This window comes from Mycobacterium sp. MMS18-G62 (assembly GCF_053877835.1).
In genome coordinates this window covers 3,002,376-3,023,189 of the sequence record NZ_CM132662.1, presented here as the reverse complement: position 1 = coordinate 3,023,189, position 20,814 = coordinate 3,002,376, and the positions used below count along the sequence as shown (strand labels likewise).

Genomic DNA, 20,814 nt, shown 5'->3' with positions numbered 1-20,814 from the left:
GGCTAGGCGTTAGTATTCGGCGTGCCATCGAAACGATTTCGCCGCTTCGTCATCGCCTCGGCAGCAGCAGCTGCCCTTCTCGCATCGACGGTGTCAACCGTCTCCATTGGGATCGCATCGGCCGACGACTGCCCCGACATCGAGGTGGTCTTCGCCCGCGGCACGAATGACGCGCCCGGCCTTGGGAACGTGGGCGGCGCGTTCGTCGACGCGTTGCGCAGCAAGGTCGGCGGCAGATCGGTCGGGGCGTATGCGGTGAATTACCCGGCCAGCTTCGACTTCCTCGCGGCGGCCGGCGGCGCCAACGACGCCAGCGCCCACATCCAGTACATGGTTGACAACTGCCCCAACACCAGGCTGGTGCTGGGCGGGTACTCGCAGGGCGCGGCGGTGATCGACGTGATCAGCGCGGTGCCGATCCCTGCCGTCGGGTTCGACAACCCACTTCCCCCCAACGTGCCCGACCACGTCGCCGCCATCGCGGTGTTCGGCAATCCGTCCGCCAAACTGGGCCTCCCACTGACGGTGAGTCCGGTGTGGGGTGGCAGGGCGATCGACTTGTGCAACGCCGACGACCCCATCTGCCAGACGAACGGCCAGAGCGTGCCCGCGCATCGGGCTTACCCGGGTGGGCCGACGAACCAGGCGGCCAACTTCGTGGCGGGGCTGCTCTAACCCCTGCGAGCGAATAAATTAACGAACGCGTCGCGCGCTTCAGTTAGTATCGGCTAAGTGAAACGTGATCTTGTCATTCGCCGCCTGCGTCGCCAAAGCGCCCTACTCGCCGCGGCTGTCGTAGTCGCAGGGGGCGCGCTGATCGCGCCTACGGCCTTACCCGGCAATGTGCTTCCTTCATCGGCGGCGGCGAACTGCCCACCGGTGGAGGTTGTGTTCGCCCGCGGCCGTACCGAGCCCGCTGGGGTGGGTGTACTCGGCAACGCGTTCATCAACTCACTCAAGTCCAAGGTCGACAAGAACGTCGGCGTCTACGCGGTCCGCTATCCCGCCGACACCGAGGTCGACATCGGCGCCAACGACATGAGCGGCCACATCCAGTACATGATGAACAACTGTCCGGATACCCGGCTGGTACTCGGCGGCTACTCACTCGGCGCGGCCGTGACCGACGTCGTGCTCGCGGTGCCCTTCGACTTCTTCGGTTTCAAGGCGCCGCTGCCGGCCGGCGCCGACAGCCACATCGCCGCGGTGGCCCTGTTCGGCAATGGATCCGCGTGGGTGGGCCCGATCACGAACTTCAACCCGCTGTACAGCGAACGAACCATCGAGTTGTGTCACGGCGCCGACCCCATCTGCAATCCCGCCGACCCGAACACGTGGCAGGACAACTGGCCGGCCCACCTCGCCAACGCGTACATCCAGGCGGGTATGGCCAACCAGGCGGCCGACTTCGTCGCGGGCAGGGTCTAGTCGACGACGCGCAGCTCGCGGGTCACCTTGGTGCGCGCCTCGAGTTGGTCGTCGGGCGGGTAGTCCACGCCGACGAGAGTCAGGCCTTGCGGCGGCGCCGCGGCGAAGTCGCTGGATCGCAGTGTTGCCGTCAAAAGCGTGGCGCACCAACCTGGTTCGCGTCGGTGCTCACCGACCGCGAGCAGCGCACCAACCAGTGAGCGAACCATCGACCAGCAGAACGCGTCCGCGGTGACGCACGCGGTGACGCGGTCACCGTTGCGCGCCCAGTCCAGCCGTTGCAGATCGCGAATGGTCGTCGCGCCTTCGCGGTGCCGGCAAAAAGCGGCGAAGTCGTGCAGCCCCACCAGATCTCGCGACGCCGCGGCCATCGCATCGATATCCAGCGGCCGCGGCCATGCCGTCACGAATCGGGCTTCCTGCGGTTCCACCCCGTACGGCGCCGTGGACAGCCGGTACACGTAGTGTCGGCGTAGCGCCGAGAACCGAGCATCGAATCCCGGTGCGGCACGCACGATGTCGAGGACACGGACGTCTTGCGGGAGGAACCGCGCGAGCCGCCGCACGAGCGGGAGGAATTCGCCGTCACCGGCACGGGTCGTCCGCGGATACGCATGTGACAGCGCGTCGGCGGGCACATCGACGTGGGCCACCTGACCCGTGGCATGCACGCCGGTGTCGGTTCGGCCCGCAGCGCGCAGCTGCACCGGCGTACGGAACACCGTCGACAACGCCTCGTCGAGCACCCCGGCGACGGTGCGCTGACCGGTCTGTACCGCCCAGCCGGCGAATTCTGTTCCGTCGTAGGCGATATCGAGCCGAAGACGAACAAGCCCGCCACCGGAATCGATGGCGGGCTTGTCGCTCATGCTGCTATGACTTGTCGGCATCCTCGTCGGAGTCGGCCTTCTCCTCGGCGACCTCGGCTTCCGCCTCGGCGGTCTGGGCCTCTTCGATCGCGGCGTCCTCGGCCTTCACCTCGTCGACGCTCTCCTCGGCCGGTTCCGCCTTCGCGGGTGCAGCCTTCTTCGACGACGCCGCCCGGCGGGCCCTATTGGCCTCCGATGTCACCGTCTTCTCCCGCACCAGCTCGATGACGGCCATGGGGGCGTTGTCGCCCTTGCGGTTCTCGACCTTGATGATGCGGGTGTAGCCGCCGTTGCGGTCGGCGAAGAACGGCCCGATCTCGGCGAACAAGGTGTGCACCACGTCCTTGTCGCGGATCTTCTTGAGCACCTCACGCCGGTTGTGCAGCGTGCCCTTCTTGGCGTGGGTGATCAGCTTCTCCGCGTAGGGCCGCAATGCCCGCGCCTTGGGCTCGGTCGTCTTGATCCGGCCGTGCTCGAACAACGACGTGGCCAGGTTGGCCAGAATCGCCTTCTGGTGCGAGGACGACCCGCCGAGGCGAGGGCCCTTGGTGGGCTTGGGCATTGCGACTATCTCCTATGTGGGGCCGGTCCCCGTATCAGGTAGGACCGGGACGGACTTGTTAGAGCTGTTCGGTTTCGGCGTAGTCCTGGGTGTCGTCCAGGTCGTAGCCGGCGTCGCTGTTCCAGGTGCCGGTGGCGACGTCGTAGCCGGCAACCTCGGACGGATCAAACGTGGCCGGGCTGTCCTTGAGCGACAGACCCAGCTGGTGCAGCTTGATCTTCACCTCGTCGATGGACTTCTGGCCGAAGTTGCGGATGTCCAGCAGATCGGACTCCGTGCGGGCAACCAGCTCGCCCACCGTGTGCACACCCTCGCGCTTGAGGCAGTTGTACGACCGCACCGTCAGGTCCAGGTCGTCGATCGGCAGCGCGAACGAGGCGATGTGGTCTGCCTCGGCCGGCGACGGCCCGATCTCGATGCCCTCGGCCTCGACGTTGAGTTCCCGTGCCAGACCGAACAATTCGACCAGCGTCTTGCCCGCCGACGCGAGCGCGTCACGCGCGGTGATCGAGCTCTTGGTCTCGACGTCGAGGATCAGCTTGTCGAAGTCGGTGCGCTGCTCGACACGGGTCGCCTCCACCTTGTAGGTGACCTTGAGCACCGGCGAGTAGATGGAATCGACAGGGATACGGCCGATTTCGGCACCCGACGCCTTGTTCTGCACAGCAGGCACGTAGCCGCGGCCGCGCTCGACGACAAGCTCGACCTCGAGCTTGCCCTTGTCGTTGAGGGTCGCGATGTGCATCTCGGGGTTGTGCACCGTCACGCCGGCCGGCGGGACGATGTCACCCGCGGTGACCTCACCCGGGCCCTGCTTGCGCAGGTACATCGTGACCGGCTCGTCCTCCTCGGACGACACGACCAGACCCTTGAGGTTCAAGATGATGTCGGTGACGTCTTCCTTGACGCCGGGCACGGTGGTGAACTCGTGCAGCACACCGTCGATGCGAATGCTGGTGACGGCCGCGCCGGGAATCGACGACAGCAGCGTGCGCCGAAGCGAATTGCCAAGGGTGTAACCGAATCCGGGCTCCAGCGGTTCGATGACGAACTGGGAGCGATTCTCGGCCTTGACCTCTTCGGACAGTGTGGGTCGCTGAGAAATCAGCATGTTTCTTTCCTCCTCTACGGCACCCGCTATTTGATGCCGCATACCCAGCCGTCATCCGGACGGCTAGGAAGTCTTACTTCGAGTAGAGCTCGACGATCAGCTGCTCGCTGAGCGGGATGTCGATCTGAGCGCGTTCAGGCAGCTGATGCACCAGGATGCGCTGACGTTCGCCGATGACCTGCAGCCATCCCGGGATCGGGCGGTCACCCGCGGTCTCGCGGGCCACCTCGAACGGCAACGTGTTCAACGACTTCGGCTTGACGTCGATGATGTCGTACTGCGAGACGCGGTAGCTGGGGATGTCGACCTTCACGCCGTTGACGGTGAAGTGGCCGTGGCTGACCAGCTGACGCGCCATCCGGCGGGTGCGGGCCAGACCGGCGCGGTAGATGACGTTGTCCAGCCGGCTCTCGAGGATGCGCAGCAGGTTGTCACCGGTCTTGCCCGGAAGACGGTTGGCCTCTTCGTAGTAGCGGCGGAACTGCTTCTCCATCACGCCGTAAGAGAAGCGGGCCTTCTGCTTCTCCTGCAGCTGCTGGCGGTATTCGCTGTCCTTGACGCGCGCGCGGCCGTGCTGGCCGGGCGGGTAGGGACGCTTCTCGAACGACTGGTCGCCGCCGACGAGATCGACGCCAAGGCGGCGGGACTTGCGGGTCGCGGGTCCGGTGTAACGAGCCATTGTTTCTAACTCCTCCTAGACCCGGCGCCGCTTCGGCGGACGGCAGCCATTGTGCGGCTGCGGCGTGACATCGGCGATCGCGCCGACCTCGAGGCCGGCGGCCTGCAGCGACCGGATGGCGGTTTCACGGCCCGAGCCCGGGCCCTTGACGAACACATCGACCTTCTTGACGCCGTGCTCCTGCGCCTTGCGGGCGGCGTTCTCGGCGGCCAGCTGCGCGGCGAACGGGGTCGACTTACGCGAACCCTTGAAGCCGACGTGGCCCGACGACGCCCAGGCAATGACGTTGCCCTGCGGGTCGGTGATGGACACGATCGTGTTGTTGAACGTGCTCTTGATGTGCGCAGCGCCGTGCGGGACGTTCTTCTTTTCCCGGCGGCGGGTCTTCTGCCCCTTCTTGGGAGCGCCTGCTGCTTTCTTCGCGGGTGGCATCGGTTACCTGGCCTTCTTCTTGCCGGCGATGGTGCGCTTCGGGCCCTTGCGGGTACGCGCATTGGTCTTGGTCCGCTGGCCGCGCACCGGCAGGCCGCGGCGGTGCCGCAGGCCCTGGTAGCAGCCGATCTCGATCTTGCGGCGGATGTCGGCCTGCACCTCGCGGCGCAGATCACCTTCCACCTTGAGGTTTCCCTCGATGTAGTCGCGCAGCTGCGTGACCTGGTCGTCGCTCAGGTCTTTGGTGCGCATGTTCCGGTCGATGCCGGTAGCTTCCAGGATCTCCTGGGAGCGGGTACGGCCGATGCCGTAGATGTAGGTCAGCGCGATCTCCATGCGCTTATCGCGCGGGAGGTCGACGCCCACAAGTCGAGCCATGGGTGTGCCATTCCTTACTTACGCGGAGGTCTGGTCCCAGTCCGTTCCCGACTGCGCCGGGGTCCGGCCTCCGTGCCGGACGTTGACGAGCGGCGTATCCGCTCAGTGGTACTGGGATTTCGTCATTAAGTTGTGGGCAGCGACGCCTTTAACCTTGGCGCTGCTTGTGGCGCGGATCGGAGCAGATCACCATGACCCGCCCATGCCGGCGGATCACCCTGCACTTATCGCAAATGGGCTTGACGCTCGGGTTCACCTTCACGGCTTGTTCGATCCTGTTCTCGTCTAGTTACTTGTACCGGTAAACAATGCGGCCCCGGGACAGGTCGTAGGGAGACAGCTCCACCACGACGCGGTCCTCGGGCAGGATGCGGATGTAGTGCTGCCGCATCTTGCCGCTGATGTGGGCAAGAACCTTGTGTCCGTTCTCCAGCTCAATGCGAAACATCGCATTGGGCAGGGGCTCGACCACGCGGCCCTCGACCTCGATGGCACCGTCTTTCTTGGCCATTATCTTTCGGAGATCCTCCGTGTCCTCTGATTGTTGGCGCCTGTCGGCGCAGCTCACGCTTCCGACTACAAAACGTGAGCCCGTAGCCAGAAATTCCAGCAATTCCAAGGACAGAGAGCACGCAAGAGCCGGCGCGAGTGCCGCACCGTCGGTCAATACTACCTGCTGGACGGCCCGCCCCAAAATCGCCGAACAGCCAGGCCAGGGCCGCCAAGGGGCCGACATATCCGCTGGACAGCCGGAGCATACTTATAACTGATGACTGGCCCCACGCCCCAGCCCCGAAAACCCGTAATACTGACCGTCGACGACGACCCCGCGGTGTCCCGCGCCGTCGCCCGTGACCTCCGCCGCCACTACGGCGAGAGATACCGAATCGTGCGCGCCGAATCCGGACCCGACGCACTTCAAACCCTCAACGAACTGAAGCTCCGCGGTGACACGGTCGCGGTGTTCGTCGCCGACTACCGCATGCCGCAGATGAGCGGTATCGAGTTCCTCGAAGAGGCGATGGACATCTACCCGTTGGCCCGTCGCGTGCTGCTGACCGCGTATGCCGATACACACGCGGCGATCGATGCGATCAACGTCGTCGACCTCGACCATTACCTGCTCAAGCCGTGGGATCCGCCCGAGGAGAAGCTCTACCCGGTCATCGACGGCCTCCTGGAGGCGTGGCACGCCACCGGCGACCGGGCCATTCCCCACACGAAGGTCATCGGGCACCGATGGAACGAGCGGTCCTGGGAAGTACGTCAGTTCTTGGCCCGTAACCAGCATTCGTTCCGCTCGTTCATGGCCGACGAGCCGAAAGGCAAGCAGCTGCTGGACGCGGCGGGTGTCGACGGCTTCCAGGTTCCGGTGGTGATCACCGAACAGGGCGAGACGCTCGTCGAGCCGACGAACGCCGAACTCGCCGCGATGCTGGGACTGTCGACGAGTCCCTCTTTGGAGATGTACGAACTGGCGGTCATAGGCGGCGGCCCGGCCGGACTCGCGGCCGCGGTGTACGGCGCGTCCGAAGGCCTGAAGACGGTGCTGATCGAGGCGACGGCAACCGGCGGGCAAGCGGGCCGCAGCTCCAGAATCGAGAATTACCTTGGCTTTCCGACCGGTATCTCGGGCGCCGAGCTCACCACGGCGGCCCGGCGCCAGGCCGAACGGTTCGGCGCAGAAGTCATCACCACCCGCAAGGCGGTCGCGCTTCACGCCGGTGACGCCGGTTCGGCGCGCACGATCGAATTCGAGGATGGCAGCAGCATCGGCGCGCAGGCCGTCATCCTCGCCACCGGCGTCGACTACCGCCAGTTGCAGGTGACCGGCTGCTGGGAAGACCCGGACAACCCGTCCTGCAACTATGTCGGCCGCGGCGTGTTCTACGGCGCCTCGGTCTCCGATGCGTCCGAATGCAAGGGCGAGGACGTGTACATCGTCGGCGGCGCCAACTCGGCCGGGCAGGCGGCGATGTTCATGTCACGCACAGCGAAATCGGTGACGCTGCTGGTGCGCGGCCCGTCGCTGGAGGCGTCGATGTCCTACTACCTGATCCAGCAGATCGAGAAGAACGACAACATCAGCGTCCGGACCTGTACCGAGGTGGTCGACACTCTCGGCGAGGACGACCACCTCACCGGCCTCGTGCTGTTCGACAGGCAGAGCGGCGAGAAGGACACCGTGACGTGCGACCGGCTGTGCTGCTTCATCGGCGCCGAGCCCCGCACCGAATGGCTGGACATCCTCGCCAAGGACGACCACGGGTTCATCCTGTCCGGACCGGACCTCAAGGACGTCAGCGGCTGGACGCTCGACCGTCCGCCGCACCACTTGGAAACAAGTGTGCCCGGTGTGTTTGTTGCAGGAGATGTGCGCGCTGAGTCCGCCAAACGGGTGGCCGCCGCCGTCGGCGAAGGGTCGATGGCGGTGATGTTGGTGCACCGGTATTTGGCCGAGGCTTAGGAGAGCAACCATGGGCGACAAATGCCTGCCTGACGAACTGCGCACGCTGTTCCTGTTCGAGGCGCTCAGCGACCAGCAACTGAAGATGCTGTGCGATCACGGCCATATCCAGTCGTTCGAGCCGGGGCCGGTCGTCGTCGAGGGTGAACCCGCGACCTGCTTCTACGTCCTGCTCGACGGTGAACTGGTGATGTCCAAGCGTTCGGCGGGCGTGGACATCATCACCAGTCAGACCTCGCAGCGCGGCGTCTACTGCGGTGCCTGGTCGGCATACATACCCGGCGAGGTGCAGGTGTACAACGCCTCGGTGCGGGTTACCAAGCCGTCGCGCTTCTTCGTCCTGGATGCGAGTGCGTTCGCGGAGTTCATGAAGACTCAATTCCCGATGGCCGTCCACCTGCTCGAGGGACACATGGTCGGCGGCCGCCGGCAGAGTCAGATCATCGGCCAGCGCGAGAAGTTGCTAGCCCTCGGCACGATCACCGCGGGCCTCACACACCAGCTGAACAACCCTGCTGCCGCCAGTGCGCGCGCCGTCTCCGATCTGCGCGAGAAGGTCGCAGGGATGCGGCACAAGCTCGCAATGCTGGCTGACGGCAAGTTCAGCCCCGAGGCGCTTCGAGTACTGGTCAGCATTCAGGACGAGGTGGCAGAACAGGTCGCGAAGTCCAAGCACGTTGAGTTGTCCGCGCTGGAGGCATCGGACCGCGAGGACCAAATCGGCGACTGGCTCGAGGACCACGACATCGTTGGTGCATGGGATTACGCGCCGACGTTCGTCGACGCCGGCCTCGACATCGACTGGCTCGAACGCGTTTCGGCGTTGGTCGATGAGGTCGATGCGTCAGCCTCGCTGCAAGGAGCCATCGGGTGGCTGCGGTACACCATCGAGACCGAGCTCCTGATGAACCAGATCGCCGAGGCGAGCAAGCGCATCTCCGCGCTGCTCGCCGGCGCCAAGCAGTACTCGCAGATGGATCGGGCCCCGTATCAGGTGGCCGACGTCCATGAACTGCTGCACAGCACGATCAAAACATTGTTCGGCGATCAGGTCGGCAACGACAAGCCGATCAAGCTGGTCAAGGAAATGGACAAGTCGATCCCCCAAATCGCTTGCTACCCAGGCGATTTGAACGAAGTGTGGAGCAACATCATCCACAACGCGATTCAGGCCATGGACGGTCATGGCACCTTGACGATACGCACCATGCGCGAAGGCGACGAGATGATCCGGGTCGAGATCGGCGATGACGGGCCCGGCATCCCCGAAGACGTCATCGACCGCATCTTCACGCCGTTCTTCACCACCAAGCCGTTCGGCGAGGGCACCGGCCTCGGCCTGGACCTGGCCCGCCGCATCGTGGTCGAGAAGCACCAGGGTGACATCCGGGTGCAGTCCACGCCGGGCGACACGAAGTTCATCGTGATCCTGCCGCTTGTCGCGCCGGCACCTGAAGCGCCAACCCCCACCGAGATTTCGGCGACGACGGAATAGCGTCGGCCCGGCTGCGGGTTGACCGAACCATGACTGACGACAAGCCCAACCTCGGCCGGTTCGGATCCTTCGGACGTGGCGTCACTCCCGAACAAGCCAAAGACATCGAGGCGCTGGGCTACGGCGCCGTGTGGGTGGGCGGATCGCCGCCTGCCGAACTGGAGTGGGTGGAACCCATCCTGGAGAAGACCACCACACTGCAGGTGGCCACTGGCATCGTCAACATCTGGACCGCCGAGGCCGGTCCAGTCGCTGAGTCGTTCCACCGCATCGACAAGGCCTACCCCGGCCGCTTCCTGCTGGGCATCGGCGTCGGCCACCCGGAGGCAGGACACGAGTACCGCAAGCCCATCGACGCGTTGAAGGAGTACCTCGACAAGCTCGACGAGTACGGAGTGCCGAAGAACCGCCGCGTCGTGGCCGCGCTGGGCCCGAAGGTGTTGAAGCTGTCCGCGGAGCGTTCCGCCGGTGCGCATCCCTACCTGACGACGCCCGAGCACACCGCCGAGGCGCGCAAGCTGATTGGGCCCGATGCCTTCATCGCACCCGAACACAAGGTGGTCTTGACGACCGATGCGGAGAAGGCCCGCGCGGTCGGCCGTAAGGCCCTGGAGATTTACCTCAACCTGACGAATTACCTCAACAGCTGGAAACGTCTCGGGTTCAGTGATGAAGAGGTCGCAAAACCGGGTAGTGACCGTCTCGTGGACGCCGTCGTCGCCTACGGCACCGTGGACGCCATCGCGGCGCGGCTGAAGCAACATCTGGATGCGGGCGCCGATCACGTGCCGGTGCAGGTGCTCACGTCGCCCGAGAAGCTGGTGCCTGCACTCGCCGAACTGGCCGGTCCGCTCGGCCTGAACTGAACGTCTAACCGAAGGAACAGCGATGACTGAACTCAAGCCCGACCTTGGCCGATTCGGCGTATGGACCTTCGGGACGCCCAAGCCCGAGCAGGCGGTCGAAATCGAGAAGCTTGGATACGGCGCGCTGTGGATCGGTGGATCCCCGGCAGGCGACCTGAACTACGTCGAGCCGATTCTCGAGCGCACCGAGACGCTTCAGGTGGCCACCGGCATCGTGAACGTCTGGACGGCGCCCGCCGAGCAGGTCGCGGAGGCCTACCACCGCATCGAAGACAAGTACCCCGGCCGGTTCCTGCTCGGCATCGGCATCGGCCATCCGGAGCACACCGAGGAATACCGCAAGCCATACGACGTACTGGTCGAATATCTCGACGTGCTCGACGCGGCGAAGGTGCCGACCAGCCGACGCGTCGTCGCCGCACTCGGACCGAAGGTGCTCAAGCTCTCCGCCCAGCGCAGCGCGGGCGCCCACCCGTATCTCACGACGCCGGAGCACACCGGCTGGGCCCGCAATCTCGTTGGCAATACGGTGTTTTTGGCGCCCGAGCACAAGGTCGTACTCAGCACTGACGTTGACGAGGCGCGCGCGATCGGCCGCAATACCGTCGACTTCTACCTCAACCTGAGCAACTACCTGAACAACTGGAAGCGGCTGGGTTTCACCGACGACGACATCGCCAAGCCGGGCAGCGACAAGCTGATCGACGCGGTCGTCGCGCACGGTAGCGCTGACGACATCGCCAAGAGGCTCACCGAACACCTCGAGTCGGGTGCCGACCACGTGACCATTCAGGTGCTTGGCGGCTGGGACAAATTGCTGCCGACGCTGACGGAGCTGGCAGGACCGCTCGGCCTGAAAGGCTAAGGCGTACCGCGCTCTTGCGTGAGTTGCTGCAACACGCGCAGAAACACTCTGCGGTCGTCGACGGGCAACGTTTGCAGCCAACGCTCCTCGTTGCGCTGAATGGCCGCCTGCACGGCACCTTTGATTGCACGTCCAGAGTCGGTGATCTCCAGCAGCCGCACCCGGCGGTCGTCGGGATCCGCGCGCCGCTCGATGTAGCCCTGCTCTTGTAACTCGTCTAGCACCGGGATGATTCGCGTCTTGTCCGCGCCGATGGCCTCGGCGAGCGCCGCCTGCGTGCGCATCGGCGACTGGTCGAGCGATAGCAGCACGGTGTAGCCCCACATCGACAACCCGTGCTTGTTCAGCACCGGCATCTCGGCAGCCATCAATTCACGAATCAGCGGCGCGAGCATCGCCGCCAGGTCGGGACGCTTCGCGCCTTTGGCCATGACGTGATGGTAAACGTTGATAAATTATATGCGTGTGCCTATGATCTACATATGCATATCAATTTGGATGTACTCCCCCTTCACCGAGCCGCCGTGTCGGCGTCCGTCGACGCTGTCGACACCGTCACACCAGATGATCTGGCCAAGCCAACGCCGTGCGCCGGCTGGAACCTTGGTGACTTGATCGCGCACATGACCGTGCAGAATCGCGGGTTCGGTGCGGCTGCCCGCGGGCTCGGCGCGGATGCCACCGTCTGGGACCCCAAGAAGGTCGCAGAAGCCGTCGCGGCCGACCCCGTCACTGTTTACGCCGCCTCGGCGGCCGACGTGCTCGACGCCTTTGCGGTCGAGGGTGTACTGGATGCGACGTTCGCGCTTCCCGATTTCGGGCCTGGCGCAACGTTTCCCGGCGCAATGGCGATCGGGTTCCATTTCGTCGACTACGTCGTACACGGCTGGGACGTCGCCCGCGCCATGGGCGCGCCATTCGAATTGCCCGACGAGGTCATCGCCGCGGTGCTGCCGCTGGCCCTCGCGGTCCCGGACGGCGAATTCCGTGCCACCGATGGCAGCCCGTTCGCATCCGCGATCGCCACCAATGGCGAGGCGAGCGACATGGACCGCATCCTCGCCCATCTCGGACGCTCGCCGGTGTGGACGGCATGCTGAAGGAATGTCGAAGTCCCCACCGGAGCACACCGACCGTCGTCGGGCCGAGTCCTTTGGCGCTATCGCCGATGAGTACGACCGCTATCGTCCGCGTTTCCCGCAGCCCCTCATTGACGGCCTCGTCGCTTCGCGCGGAGTTCTGACGGCCGATATCGGTGCCGGAACCGGTATCGCGTCCGTCCAACTGATGGAAGCCGGAGCGCACGTCGTCGCGGTAGAGCCCGACGCGCGGATGGCACGCGTGGCCACCGGCAAGGGAGTCACCGTCGAGCAGGCGACCTTCGAAGGATGGCAACCCGCCGGCCGTTCGTTCGATCTAGTGGTCTTCGCGCAGTCCTTCCACTGGGTTGAGCCCCGGTCCGCGATCGAGAAGGTGTTGACGATCCTGAGGCCGTGCGGGCGCCTCGCGATCATCGCGAACCGAATCATCCCGACCGCGCCGACGCAGGAAGAACTCGATGAGGTCAATGCCGACTACCTGGATGTGTCAGTGAGACCGGATGTTCGCGAAGCCGAACTGTCCGCATTGCTGTCGGAGTTCGGGTTCGCGTTCGAGCGACGGCGCTACGTAGAACACCTGCACTACACCGCCGAGGATTACCTGAATTTGGTGTGCACCTATTCCAATCGCTTGACGCTCGAACCCGCCGCGCTCGCCGAGTTGAGATCGCGCCTCGCGCAGCGGATCGGCTCGGCCGGTGTCGCTGCACTCAACGATGCCGTGGCGTTTGTCTGCACGCCTATCTCTTAGACGCAGGCCCTCGACTAGGGTCTTTGACCATGCGGTTGCTGGTCACCGGTGGCGCGGGATTCATCGGCGCGAACTTCGTGCACAGTGCGGTACCTGAGCACGACGTGACGGTGCTCGACGCGTTGACCTATGCGGGCAGCCGTGAGTCGCTGGCCCCCGTCGACGCCCACATCCGCCTCGTCGAGGGCGACATCACCGACGCCGAACTGGTGTCCAAGCTCGTGGCCGAGGCCGACGCCGTCGTGCATTTCGCCGCGGAAACCCACGTCGACAACGCTCTGGCCGAACCGCAGCCGTTTGTGCATACCAACGTGGTCGGCACGTTCACGGTGCTGGAGGCGGTGCGCCGGCACGGTGTGCGGCTGCATCACGTGTCGACCGACGAGGTGTACGGCGACCTGGAACTGGATTCTGCGCAGCGGTTCACCGAGTCGACGCCGTACAACCCGTCGAGCCCGTACTCGTCGACCAAGGCCGCCGCCGACATGCTGGTGCGGGCGTGGGTGCGGTCTTACGGTGTGGCGGCGACGATTTCGAACTGCTCCAACAACTATGGGCCGTATCAACATGTCGAGAAGTTCATCCCCCGCCAGATCACCAACGTGCTGACGGGACGGCGGCCGAAGCTCTACGGCAGTGGTGCAAACGTTCGCGACTGGATCCACGTCGAGGACCACAACAATGCGGTGTGGCGAATTCTGTCCGACGGCCAGATCGGGCGCACGTATTTGATTGGGGCCGAGGGCGAACGGGACAATCTGTCGGTGATGCGCACACTGCTGCGCCTGATGGGCCGCGACCCCGACGACTTCGATCACGTGGTCGACCGGGCGGGCCATGATCTGCGGTATGCGATCGACCCGTCGGCGCTGCGCGACGAATTGGGCTGGAGTCCCAAGCACACCGACTTCGAGGACGGCTTGCGTGCCACCATCGACTGGTATCGCGACAACGAATCATGGTGGGGCCCATTGAAAGAAGCGGTCGAGGCGTCGTATGCGGGGCGGGGCCAGTGAAGGCTCGCGAGCTCGTAGTACCCGGTGCTTGGGAGATCACGCCGTCGCTGCACACCGATTCGCGTGGCGCGTTCTACGAGTGGTTCACCGATTCGGCGTTCACCGATTTCGCCGGACATCGGTTCGATCTGCGGCAGGCCAATTGCTCGGTGTCGGCGGCGGGCGTATTGCGGGGCGTGCATTTCGCACAGCTGCCGCCGAGCCAGGCCAAGTACGTGACGTGCCTGCACGGTGCGGTGTTCGATGTGGTGGTCGACATTCGGGTCGGCTCACCGACATTCGGACGGTGGGACGCGGTCCAGCTCGACGACCGGGCCCGCCGCTCGGTGTATATCTCCGAAGGGCTCGGCCATGCTTTCCTTGCGCTGGAGGACGATTCGACGGTGATGTACCTGTGCTCCGCCGGCTATGACCCGTCGCGGGAGCACACCATCAATGCCACCGACCCGGCGCTGGGCATCACATGGCCGCTCGTCGACGGCGAGCCGATCATGTCGGACCGCGACCGCGAGGCGCCGACGCTCGCCGAGGTTCAGGCTGAGGGCCTCCTGCCGACATGGGACGAGGCCCAAGCGTTCGTCAACGAGCTACGCGGGCGCTAGCGCTTACTCAATTTCCTGGCGGAGGCAGCAGCATCGTCTGCCATGTCTTGTCCTTCGGCGCGCCCTGCGCCAGATCCGTCTGGGTGTATTGGCGGCCGTCGGGTCCGGTGTAACTACCTGTCGCAGGGTCGTATTCGGCCGCGGCTATCGGTGGCGCCTCCGGTGCGGGAACCCCTGCGGGCGGCAACTGCGGGATGGGCTGACCCGACAGCGTGGCGTTGGGGTCGCCCTTCCAGTTGAAGCCGTCGTTGAGCGGTATGTAGGTTTCGTTGCTTTCGCACATCGCGACCGTGGGTGCGCGTTTGCCCGGGACGGTTTCACACGGGATGTTGCGGGCGCCGCGCACATTGAACTGCGAATCCTGCGGCACCCGGCAGTACAGGTCACCCGGCGGCCGTTGTGGATAGTCCTGGAACGCGGCGACGCGCTGCTGCTGGGCCGGAAGGAACCCCGTGGTGCAGGGTGGCGGCAGGTTCAGGTTCAGGTTGAAGCTCAGGTATTGGCCTTTGTAGTCCTGTTTGGTGTTGAGGTTGGCGAGAATACCGGCCTGGTCGGCGGCGATGGCTTGAGGGAACACCACCAGCAGCTGTTCGATGTCGTTTTGGTAGGTGAGTGCGACTTGCCCGACGCTGACGAGGTTGGCCAACAGGATCGGCAGGGTCGGCTGCAGCCGCTCGACCAGTTGGCGCACCTGCGCGGCCGCTGGACCGCCCTTGTCTATGACGCCGGCGACCGCCTCGTCGTGGGTCTGCAATTCGGCGGTCACCGTGGCCAGTTGCGATGCCCACCCCTGAATCGCATCGGAGGTTTTCGTCTGCGAATCCAGCACGGGTTGGGCTTTGTCGATCAGCGTGATCAACGGGTCGAGATTCTTGCGAGCGCCGATGGCGAGTGTGGATGCGCCTTGAATCACGCGGGACAGCTCTGGGCCGAGCCCGCCAACGGCGGTGTAGGACTCGTCGATCACGGTCTTGAGGTTGTCGCGGGGTATGGCCTGTAGACCGCTGTTTGCAGCAGCGAGAAGAGAGTTGATGTCAGGCGGTACTGAGGTGTCGGCCAGGGCAATCTGGTCGCCGTTCTTCAGCGGCGGCGAGGCACCGTTACGGGGTAGCAGCAGGACATACGATTCGCCAACCGCTGATTGGCTGTGTACCTCGGCTTTGAGGTCTGAGGGGATGTCGATGTCGGAGGTCAGCGACAGCACCGCCTCGACGCCGGTATCGGTCAGGCGCACCGATTTCACCCGGCCGACATTCGTGCCGCGATAGGTGACATTGCCGGACTCATACAGCCCACCGGATTTCGGCAGTTCCATCGTGACCGTGTACTGGCCGACGTCGAACAGCATGGCGGGCAGTTTGATGAAGTGCAGCGCCATCACCGCAACAGTGACAAGCGCGACGACCGTGAAGATGGTCAGCTGGATTCTCACCTTTCGGGTCAAGTGCATGCTAGGGCCCCTGATCCCACCGGTAAGGGATGACGAGCGGGTTGCCGGGGCCGTTCGGGCCGCCAGACGTGCAGGGGCTGGGGAACTGTCCGATGGTTCGGCCCCACTGCAGCTCCAGCTCTGTCAGATCGCACTCCCACCGGGTGCCGGTGAAGATTCCTTGGTCGATGCGGCTGAGCGTGAGGTCGACGATGGCGGTCAGATTGGCGTAGTCACCACGTTGGAAGTTTTCGAAAGTTTCGTTCGGAAAGGGAAACGTGGCAAGCAGACTCAGGGATCGCGTCAGGCTGGGGCCGGCGTTGGCAAGCGACTCCAAGACCGGTCCGACTTGGTTCAATTCCTTCACCAGGTTGGTGCTGGTCTGATTGACCGTGTCGACGGTCAGCGCGCTGAACTTTCCGAGCTGATCGGCCGCCTGCGCCAAGTTGTCCCGTTCGGAGTTCAGCACCGCAAGCGCGTCGGGGACCGTGGCCAGCGCCCGGTCCAGGACGGGTTGCTGTGTGGCGAATTTCCCGACCAGCCTGTTGAGGCTGTCGGTCGCCGCGATGATGTCGCCGGTCTGGTCGTTGAGGTGGGCGGTGAATTCGCCCAGCTGTGTAATCAAGCTCCGCACGTCCTGCTCGCGGCCGCGGAACGCAGTGGAAAACGCCTCGGTGATGTCCTGCACCCGACCCAGTCCACCCCCGTTGAGGAGCATCGACAGCGCCGCCAGTGTCTGCTCGGTGCTCGGGTAGGCGCCGGCGTGCGACAGCGAAATGAGCGAGCCGTCGTGCAACTTGCCTTGTGGCGGTTCGTCCGTCGGCGGCGCAAGCTCGATATGCAAGGAACCCAGCAGGCTGGTTGTGCCGATCTTGGCGGTCGCGTTGGCGGGCAGGTTCACATCACTGTTTAGGCGCATGGTCAGCAACGCATGCCAGCCTTGTCGTTCGATCTTGGTGACATGACCGACGGTTACGTCTGCGACACGCACACGTGAGTTCGGCTCGATGTTGTTGACGTCAGGCATTTGTGCCTGGATCAGGAAGGAGTCCGAGCCGGTACCCTGCGTGCCGGGCAGGGGCAGTGAATTCAGCCCGCGCCAGCTGCAGCCGGGTATTGCCGCCAAGATCAGCACCATCATCAGGTTGGCCGCCGCGCGCTGCCAGCGTCGCCGTGTCACGAGCCACCTCCGGGGGGCACCATCATGCCGGGTAGTCCTTCGGCGGGGTCAGTGGCCGGCGGAAGGTGGTCGGGCCGCATCCACGGCTCGCTGTAGGTGATTTCGTTGGGCCGGGCCTGCGTGCCGACGAAGAGGTTCTCTCCCAACGGCGGGAAGTTGTATTGGCGGTTCTTCACGATGGGCGCCAGATACTGCGCGCACAGTTTCGCCGATTGCTCGCCACCCAGGCGGGAGGCGGATTGTATTGCGCCACAAAGAAATGAGACCGGGTTTGCGAAGTTGTTGATGGCCAGCGCGCCGGTCAGTGAACCGTTGGCGGGCTCGTAGATGTTGTTGAAGTTCTGCATCACCGTCGGGGCGATGTGCAGCGTCTGCTTGATGTCGTCGAGGCTTTCAACCAGTACGCGGCTGATCGAGGTCATCTTGTCCGACGCGGTGCCGATCGCCTCGGTGTTGTCGGCGGCGAAGTCTTTGACATCTGCAACGACGGTGTTGAGGTCCTCGACCGCCTGACCGACCTTGTTGGGGTCGTCGGCCAGCAGCGAGGTCACCGCGTCCAGGTTGCGGTTGAGCGCTTCGAGTAGATCGGCACTGTCGCTCAGCGCGGACACCAGCGTCGAGAGGTTCTTGAACGTGGCGAAGATGTCATTGCTGTGGTCACCGAGGATCGACACCGCTTGCGACAGTTTGATGATGGTGTCGCGGATCGTGGCGCCCTGCCCGCGCAGGTTGTCCGCGGTGGTGTTGATGAGCGCACCCAGCGTGCTCACGCCGCCGGGCCCGGTGGGCTTGAGCAGCTCGGTCAGCCGCTCGAGTTGGGCGCGCAGGTCGTCCCATTCGACAGGCACCGCGGTGCGGTCGTTGGGGATCACCGCGCCGTCGGCCATCGTCGGTCCGCCGGTATAGGGAGGTGTGAGCTGGACTGCCCGGCCGGTCACCAGCTGAGGTGACAGGATCACGGCCTTGACATCTGCAGGGACCTTGTACTTGCTGTCGAACCAGAAGGTGATCTTGACCCGCTCGGGCTGCGGTTCGATCTGTACGACCCTGCCAACTGGCACGCCTCGAATGCGCACGTGGTCGCCGGGAAACACCCCAGTGCTGTTCTCGAAGTACGCCACCACCGTCGTTCGAGCGATCTGCGCAGGCAGGCGTATCGCGACGAACAGGCCCGCACCCAACACCAGCACCAGCGCCGTCGCCACGACCAAGCGGGCGGTCCGCCGCGACCCCATCATGGTCGGGCCCCCGGTTGCTGGGCGGGCGGCGCTTCGCCCGGTGCCGGCACGTATACGGGAGATGGAGTCGGCTCGGGTGTGGAAGCCAACTCGGGCGGCGGCGGCGCGGGCGGCCCCGGCGGCGGCCCGCCGGGCGGTGGCGCCGGCAGCGGTTCGCGGTAGGGATAGCGCGGATCGCCGGGTTTACCGGTGATCGCGTCGGGCAGATTCAACCTCGGTTCCCCGCCCTGGCCAGTCCGCGGGTAGGGCACCGGCAACGCCGGGGTGCCGGGCTGACCGGTCTGCGGGTCCGTCAGCTCCGAAGGCAGCAGCGTGGCCGGATCCAATCCCAGATCCGAAAACGCCGCGTCGACGAACGGTTGCACGAACTGACCCGGAAAAAGGTTGACCACATAGGCTTTGAAGAACGAGCCCGAGGAAAGCGATTCACCGAGCGACATGACATAGGTGTTGATCAGTTTGATGGCCTGCTGCACGCGTTCCTTGCGACCGTCGACGATCGCCAGTACTCCGTTGAGCTTGTCCAGCGCCGGCCGCAGCTGCCGACGGTTCTCGGCGATGAAGCCCTGCAGCTGCCGCGACACCGCCGAGATGTTCGCCCAGATCTGGTCAAGGGCCGCGCTTTGTGTCCGCAGCTGCGCGAGTAGCGCATTGGTGTCTTTGACCAGGCCGACGATCTGGTCGGTGCGTTTGGCCAGCACTCCCGTCGCCTGGGCCGCGTTGTCGAGCAACCTGCGCAGTTGGGCATCGCGAGTGTCGAGTGTTTGCGCAAACCGCGCCACCCCCGCCACCGCATCCTTCAGATCCGGCGGGGTCGCCGAAAAGGTCTGGGCCAACGTGGCCAACGAGTCCGACAACTGGTCGGTGTTCAGACCGCTGATCGTGGTGGCCAGGTCACCGAGGGCGTCGGGCAGCTGGTAGGGCGACACCGTGCGATCGAGCGGAATGGCGCGATCGAGCTGCCCATCGCCACGCGGTGTCACATCGACGAACTTGGCGCCCAGCAGGCTCTTGGTTTTGATCGCGGCTTCGGTGCGGTCGCCCAGACGCACATCGGTGCCGATCTTGAACTTGACGAGCACGCCGGTCTCGTTGAGTTCAATGGCCGAGACGTTGCCCACCACAAGGCCGGAGACCTCGACGCCGGCGCCGGTGTTCAACCCGCCGGCGTCGGCGAAATAGGCGGAGTATTGCTTGCCCGGGTTGAGGAAGGGCAGGTTCTGGTACTGCAGCGCGGCCAGCACCATCACGGAGACCGTTACGACGCCGACGGCGCCGATAACCAACGGGCTGCGCTCGGAGAATGACTTCACTTGGGCGCGCACCGCCCCGAGCTCTGACCGGCCACCTTGACGTACACCGGCTGGCCTCCCTTTCCGTTGAGCTTGAGGACCACATCGCACAGGTAAAAACTGAAGTAGTCGCCATACATCCCCTGGCGGACCAGCGCCCGGTACCTGTCCGGCAGCGTGTTGAGCAGATTGTCGAGGTACTCGTGGTCAGCCACGGCGATCCCCGCCACCCGGTCGGTCTCCTCGACCACCTTGTGGAACGGCGCCCGCGCCTGTGTCAACAAGTCCGCGACTGAACCGGTGGCCGCGTTGGTATAGGCCACCGCGTTGGAGATGTCGGTCCTGCGTTCGGCGAGCCTGCCGATCAGCTCAGAAAGCGATGTCACCGCTTTGTCCAGCCTGTCGCTCTGACCGCCCAGCGACCCCAGCATCACGTTGAGGTTGTCGATGACCTGCCCGATCAGCAGGTCACGGTCGGCCAAGGTGTTGGTCACCACCGCGGCCTGCTGCAGAAAGGACCCGATCGCGGGGCCCTGCCCCTGGAACGCATCGATCAACTGCTGGGTCAGGTCGTTGACCTGCTGCGGGTTCAGCGCGCGAAACAGCGGCTTGAAGCCTCCGATCACCGCATCCAGATCCAGTGCGGGTTCGGTCTGAGTCAGCGGAATGGTCTGTCCGGGATTGAGTGTCTCGAGCCTGCCGACGCCTTCCTCGAGCGCCAGGTAGCGGTCACCGAACAGGTTGTCGTACCGGATCACCGCCCGGCTGCCCTGCGTAAGAACGACTGACTTGTCGGCGAAAAACTCCACCCGCACGGTCGCGTCGGGGTTGATGGAGATGTTGGCGACCTTGCCGACCTCCACCCCGGCGATCCGCACTATCGTGCCCTTCCTCAGATTGGAGGCGTTGGTGAACTCGGCGTAATAGGTGTTGCCTGCGCCGAAGCGAAACTGCCCGAAGATCGTCAGCGTCAGGAACGCGACGAACAGGCAGACAGCCATGAAGATGCTCAGGCGCCAGATGGTGCCCCTGAGGTCAGCCACGGCTTGCCTCC

The 20,814-nt window shown here is 64.8% G+C and carries 24 protein-coding genes; 10 read left to right on the top strand and 14 right to left on the bottom strand.

Translation table 11 applies throughout. The features are described from left to right. The first annotated feature begins 21 nt into the window (after window positions 1-21). A complete protein-coding gene (locus ACWW36_RS15075) occupies window positions 22-675 on the top strand; it encodes a cutinase family protein (protein ID WP_456142301.1) in 654 nt (217 codons plus the stop codon). 57 nt (window positions 676-732) lie between these two features. After that, a complete protein-coding gene (locus ACWW36_RS15070; RefSeq protein ID WP_456142300.1) occupies window positions 733-1,428 on the top strand; it encodes a cutinase family protein in 696 nt (231 codons plus the stop codon). Here ACWW36_RS15070 and truA read toward each other — a convergent pair. The 8 genes from truA to infA all read right to left on the bottom strand — a co-directional run bounded on the left by truA (window position 1,425) and on the right by infA (window position 5,970). Continuing rightward, on the bottom strand, window positions 1,425-2,318 hold the full coding sequence (truA, locus tag ACWW36_RS15065) for a tRNA pseudouridine(38-40) synthase TruA (protein WP_456142299.1): 894 nt from the start codon (window positions 2,316-2,318) through the stop codon (window positions 1,425-1,427). The two genes, ACWW36_RS15070 and truA, sit on opposite strands and share 4 nt — an antisense overlap. Then, window positions 2,302-2,859 carry a 50S ribosomal protein L17 gene (rplQ, locus tag ACWW36_RS15060; RefSeq protein ID WP_456142298.1) on the bottom strand — a complete coding sequence of 186 codons (558 nt, stop codon included), beginning with the start codon at window positions 2,857-2,859 and terminating at the stop codon, window positions 2,302-2,304. Before rplQ ends, truA begins: the two co-directional genes overlap by 17 nt. A gap of 58 nt (window positions 2,860-2,917) precedes the next feature. Next, window positions 2,918-3,970 (bottom strand): DNA-directed RNA polymerase subunit alpha, encoded by a 1,053-nt coding sequence (locus ACWW36_RS15055; protein ID WP_456142297.1) that lies wholly within the window; start codon window positions 3,968-3,970, stop codon window positions 2,918-2,920. A 73-nt stretch (window positions 3,971-4,043) separates the two neighbouring features. After that, window positions 4,044-4,649, bottom strand: coding sequence for a 30S ribosomal protein S4 (gene rpsD, locus ACWW36_RS15050; protein ID WP_456142296.1), 606 nt, complete (start codon window positions 4,647-4,649; stop codon window positions 4,044-4,046). Between the two features lie 15 nt (window positions 4,650-4,664). After that, the gene (gene rpsK, locus ACWW36_RS15045) at window positions 4,665-5,081 is read right to left on the bottom strand and encodes a 30S ribosomal protein S11 (protein ID WP_267308563.1); all 417 of its coding nucleotides are present in this window, start codon (window positions 5,079-5,081) and stop codon (window positions 4,665-4,667) included. A 3-nt stretch (window positions 5,082-5,084) separates the two neighbouring features. Continuing rightward, entirely contained in the window at window positions 5,085-5,459 is a 375-nt protein-coding gene (gene rpsM / locus ACWW36_RS15040; RefSeq protein ID WP_456142295.1) for a 30S ribosomal protein S13, read from the bottom strand. 148 nt (window positions 5,460-5,607) lie between these two features. Continuing rightward, window positions 5,608-5,721, bottom strand: a complete 114-nt coding sequence (gene rpmJ / locus ACWW36_RS15035; protein ID WP_003879483.1) for a 50S ribosomal protein L36 — start codon at window positions 5,719-5,721, stop codon at window positions 5,608-5,610. 27 nt (window positions 5,722-5,748) lie between these two features. Continuing rightward, window positions 5,749-5,970: a translation initiation factor IF-1 gene (infA, locus tag ACWW36_RS15030; RefSeq protein ID WP_003418601.1), complete on the bottom strand. Its 222-nt coding sequence runs from the start codon at window positions 5,968-5,970 to the stop codon at window positions 5,749-5,751. A 258-nt stretch (window positions 5,971-6,228) separates the two neighbouring features. Between infA and ACWW36_RS15025 the strand changes: the two genes are divergently transcribed. The 4 genes from ACWW36_RS15025 to ACWW36_RS15010 are packed head-to-tail and all read left to right on the top strand — an operon-like array spanning window position 6,229 to window position 11,152. Beyond that, on the top strand, window positions 6,229-7,926 hold the full coding sequence (locus ACWW36_RS15025) for an FAD-dependent oxidoreductase (protein ID WP_456142294.1): 1,698 nt from the start codon (window positions 6,229-6,231) through the stop codon (window positions 7,924-7,926). Window positions 7,927-7,936: 10 nt separating this feature from the next. Then, a complete protein-coding gene (locus ACWW36_RS15020) occupies window positions 7,937-9,421 on the top strand; it encodes an ATP-binding protein (protein ID WP_456142293.1) in 1,485 nt (494 codons plus the stop codon). A 29-nt stretch (window positions 9,422-9,450) separates the two neighbouring features. Beyond that, complete coding sequence (locus tag ACWW36_RS15015) at window positions 9,451-10,287, top strand: LLM class F420-dependent oxidoreductase (protein ID WP_456142292.1); 837 nt, start codon at window positions 9,451-9,453, stop codon at window positions 10,285-10,287. Window positions 10,288-10,309: 22 nt separating this feature from the next. Then, a complete protein-coding gene (locus ACWW36_RS15010) occupies window positions 10,310-11,152 on the top strand; it encodes an LLM class F420-dependent oxidoreductase (protein ID WP_456142291.1) in 843 nt (280 codons plus the stop codon). Here the strand turns inward: ACWW36_RS15010 and ACWW36_RS15005 are convergent. Beyond that, window positions 11,149-11,583 carry a MarR family winged helix-turn-helix transcriptional regulator gene (locus ACWW36_RS15005; RefSeq protein ID WP_456142290.1) on the bottom strand — a complete coding sequence of 145 codons (435 nt, stop codon included), beginning with the start codon at window positions 11,581-11,583 and terminating at the stop codon, window positions 11,149-11,151. The genes ACWW36_RS15010 and ACWW36_RS15005 overlap by 4 nt on opposite strands. 51 nt (window positions 11,584-11,634) lie before the next feature. Between ACWW36_RS15005 and ACWW36_RS15000 the strand changes: the two genes are divergently transcribed. The 4 genes from ACWW36_RS15000 to rfbC are packed head-to-tail and all read left to right on the top strand — an operon-like array spanning window position 11,635 to window position 14,621. Further along, window positions 11,635-12,252 carry a TIGR03086 family metal-binding protein gene (locus ACWW36_RS15000; RefSeq protein WP_456142289.1) on the top strand — a complete coding sequence of 206 codons (618 nt, stop codon included), beginning with the start codon at window positions 11,635-11,637 and terminating at the stop codon, window positions 12,250-12,252. A gap of 4 nt (window positions 12,253-12,256) precedes the next feature. Continuing rightward, on the top strand, window positions 12,257-13,003 hold the full coding sequence (locus tag ACWW36_RS14995) for a class I SAM-dependent methyltransferase (protein WP_456142288.1): 747 nt from the start codon (window positions 12,257-12,259) through the stop codon (window positions 13,001-13,003). A 29-nt stretch (window positions 13,004-13,032) separates the two neighbouring features. Further along, window positions 13,033-14,019: a dTDP-glucose 4,6-dehydratase gene (rfbB, locus tag ACWW36_RS14990; protein ID WP_456142287.1), complete on the top strand. Its 987-nt coding sequence runs from the start codon at window positions 13,033-13,035 to the stop codon at window positions 14,017-14,019. Then, entirely contained in the window at window positions 14,016-14,621 is a 606-nt protein-coding gene (gene rfbC / locus ACWW36_RS14985) for a dTDP-4-dehydrorhamnose 3,5-epimerase (RefSeq protein WP_456142286.1), read from the top strand. The genes rfbB and rfbC overlap by 4 nt, the downstream gene beginning before the upstream one ends. A 7-nt stretch (window positions 14,622-14,628) precedes the next feature. Here the strand turns inward: rfbC and ACWW36_RS14980 are convergent, their stop codons facing one another. The 5 genes from ACWW36_RS14980 to ACWW36_RS14960 are packed head-to-tail and all read right to left on the bottom strand — an operon-like array spanning window position 14,629 to window position 20,803. Continuing rightward, on the bottom strand, window positions 14,629-16,071 hold the full coding sequence (locus ACWW36_RS14980; RefSeq protein WP_456142285.1) for an MCE family protein: 1,443 nt from the start codon (window positions 16,069-16,071) through the stop codon (window positions 14,629-14,631). A gap of 1 nt (window position 16,072) precedes the next feature. Continuing rightward, window positions 16,073-17,191, bottom strand: coding sequence for a virulence factor Mce family protein (locus tag ACWW36_RS14975; RefSeq protein ID WP_456142494.1), 1,119 nt, complete (start codon window positions 17,189-17,191; stop codon window positions 16,073-16,075). 35 nt (window positions 17,192-17,226) lie between these two features. Then, entirely contained in the window at window positions 17,227-18,468 is a 1,242-nt protein-coding gene (locus ACWW36_RS14970) for a virulence factor Mce family protein (protein WP_456142284.1), read from the bottom strand. Then, complete coding sequence (locus ACWW36_RS14965) at window positions 18,465-19,781, bottom strand: MCE family protein (protein ID WP_456142283.1); 1,317 nt, start codon at window positions 19,779-19,781, stop codon at window positions 18,465-18,467. Before ACWW36_RS14965 ends, ACWW36_RS14970 begins: the two co-directional genes overlap by 4 nt. Next, window positions 19,778-20,803 (bottom strand): virulence factor Mce family protein, encoded by a 1,026-nt coding sequence (locus ACWW36_RS14960; protein WP_456142282.1) that lies wholly within the window; start codon window positions 20,801-20,803, stop codon window positions 19,778-19,780. The genes ACWW36_RS14965 and ACWW36_RS14960 overlap by 4 nt, the downstream gene beginning before the upstream one ends. Between the last annotated feature and the right edge of the window lie 11 nt (window positions 20,804-20,814).

Bases quoted from the DNA above. Each gene is read 5' to 3' on its own strand.
- truA (WP_456142299.1), bottom strand. From the start codon at position 2,318: ATGCCGACAAGTCATAGCAGCATGAGCGACAAGCCCGCCATCGATTCC.
- rplQ (WP_456142298.1), bottom strand. From the start codon at position 2,859: ATGCCCAAGCCCACCAAGGGCCCTCGCCTCGGCGGGTCGTCCTCGCAC.
- ACWW36_RS15055 (WP_456142297.1), bottom strand. From the start codon at position 3,970: ATGCTGATTTCTCAGCGACCCACACTGTCCGAAGAGGTCAAGGCCGAG.
- rpsD (WP_456142296.1), bottom strand. From the start codon at position 4,649: ATGGCTCGTTACACCGGACCCGCGACCCGCAAGTCCCGCCGCCTTGGC.
- rpsK (WP_267308563.1), bottom strand. From the start codon at position 5,081: ATGCCACCCGCGAAGAAAGCAGCAGGCGCTCCCAAGAAGGGGCAGAAG.
- rpsM (WP_456142295.1), bottom strand. From the start codon at position 5,459: ATGGCTCGACTTGTGGGCGTCGACCTCCCGCGCGATAAGCGCATGGAG.
- infA (WP_003418601.1), bottom strand. From the start codon at position 5,970: ATGGCCAAGAAAGACGGTGCCATCGAGGTCGAGGGCCGCGTGGTCGAG.
- ACWW36_RS15025 (WP_456142294.1), top strand. From the start codon at position 6,229: ATGACTGGCCCCACGCCCCAGCCCCGAAAACCCGTAATACTGACCGTC.
- ACWW36_RS15020 (WP_456142293.1), top strand. From the start codon at position 7,937: ATGGGCGACAAATGCCTGCCTGACGAACTGCGCACGCTGTTCCTGTTC.
- ACWW36_RS15015 (WP_456142292.1), top strand. From the start codon at position 9,451: ATGACTGACGACAAGCCCAACCTCGGCCGGTTCGGATCCTTCGGACGT.
- ACWW36_RS15010 (WP_456142291.1), top strand. From the start codon at position 10,310: ATGACTGAACTCAAGCCCGACCTTGGCCGATTCGGCGTATGGACCTTC.
- ACWW36_RS15005 (WP_456142290.1), bottom strand. From the start codon at position 11,583: ATGGCCAAAGGCGCGAAGCGTCCCGACCTGGCGGCGATGCTCGCGCCG.
- ACWW36_RS15000 (WP_456142289.1), top strand. From the start codon at position 11,635: ATGCATATCAATTTGGATGTACTCCCCCTTCACCGAGCCGCCGTGTCG.
- ACWW36_RS14995 (WP_456142288.1), top strand. From the start codon at position 12,257: ATGTCGAAGTCCCCACCGGAGCACACCGACCGTCGTCGGGCCGAGTCC.
- rfbB (WP_456142287.1), top strand. From the start codon at position 13,033: ATGCGGTTGCTGGTCACCGGTGGCGCGGGATTCATCGGCGCGAACTTC.
- ACWW36_RS14980 (WP_456142285.1), bottom strand. From the start codon at position 16,071: ATGCACTTGACCCGAAAGGTGAGAATCCAGCTGACCATCTTCACGGTC.
- ACWW36_RS14975 (WP_456142494.1), bottom strand. From the start codon at position 17,191: ATGATGGTGCTGATCTTGGCGGCAATACCCGGCTGCAGCTGGCGCGGG.
- ACWW36_RS14970 (WP_456142284.1), bottom strand. From the start codon at position 18,468: ATGATGGGGTCGCGGCGGACCGCCCGCTTGGTCGTGGCGACGGCGCTG.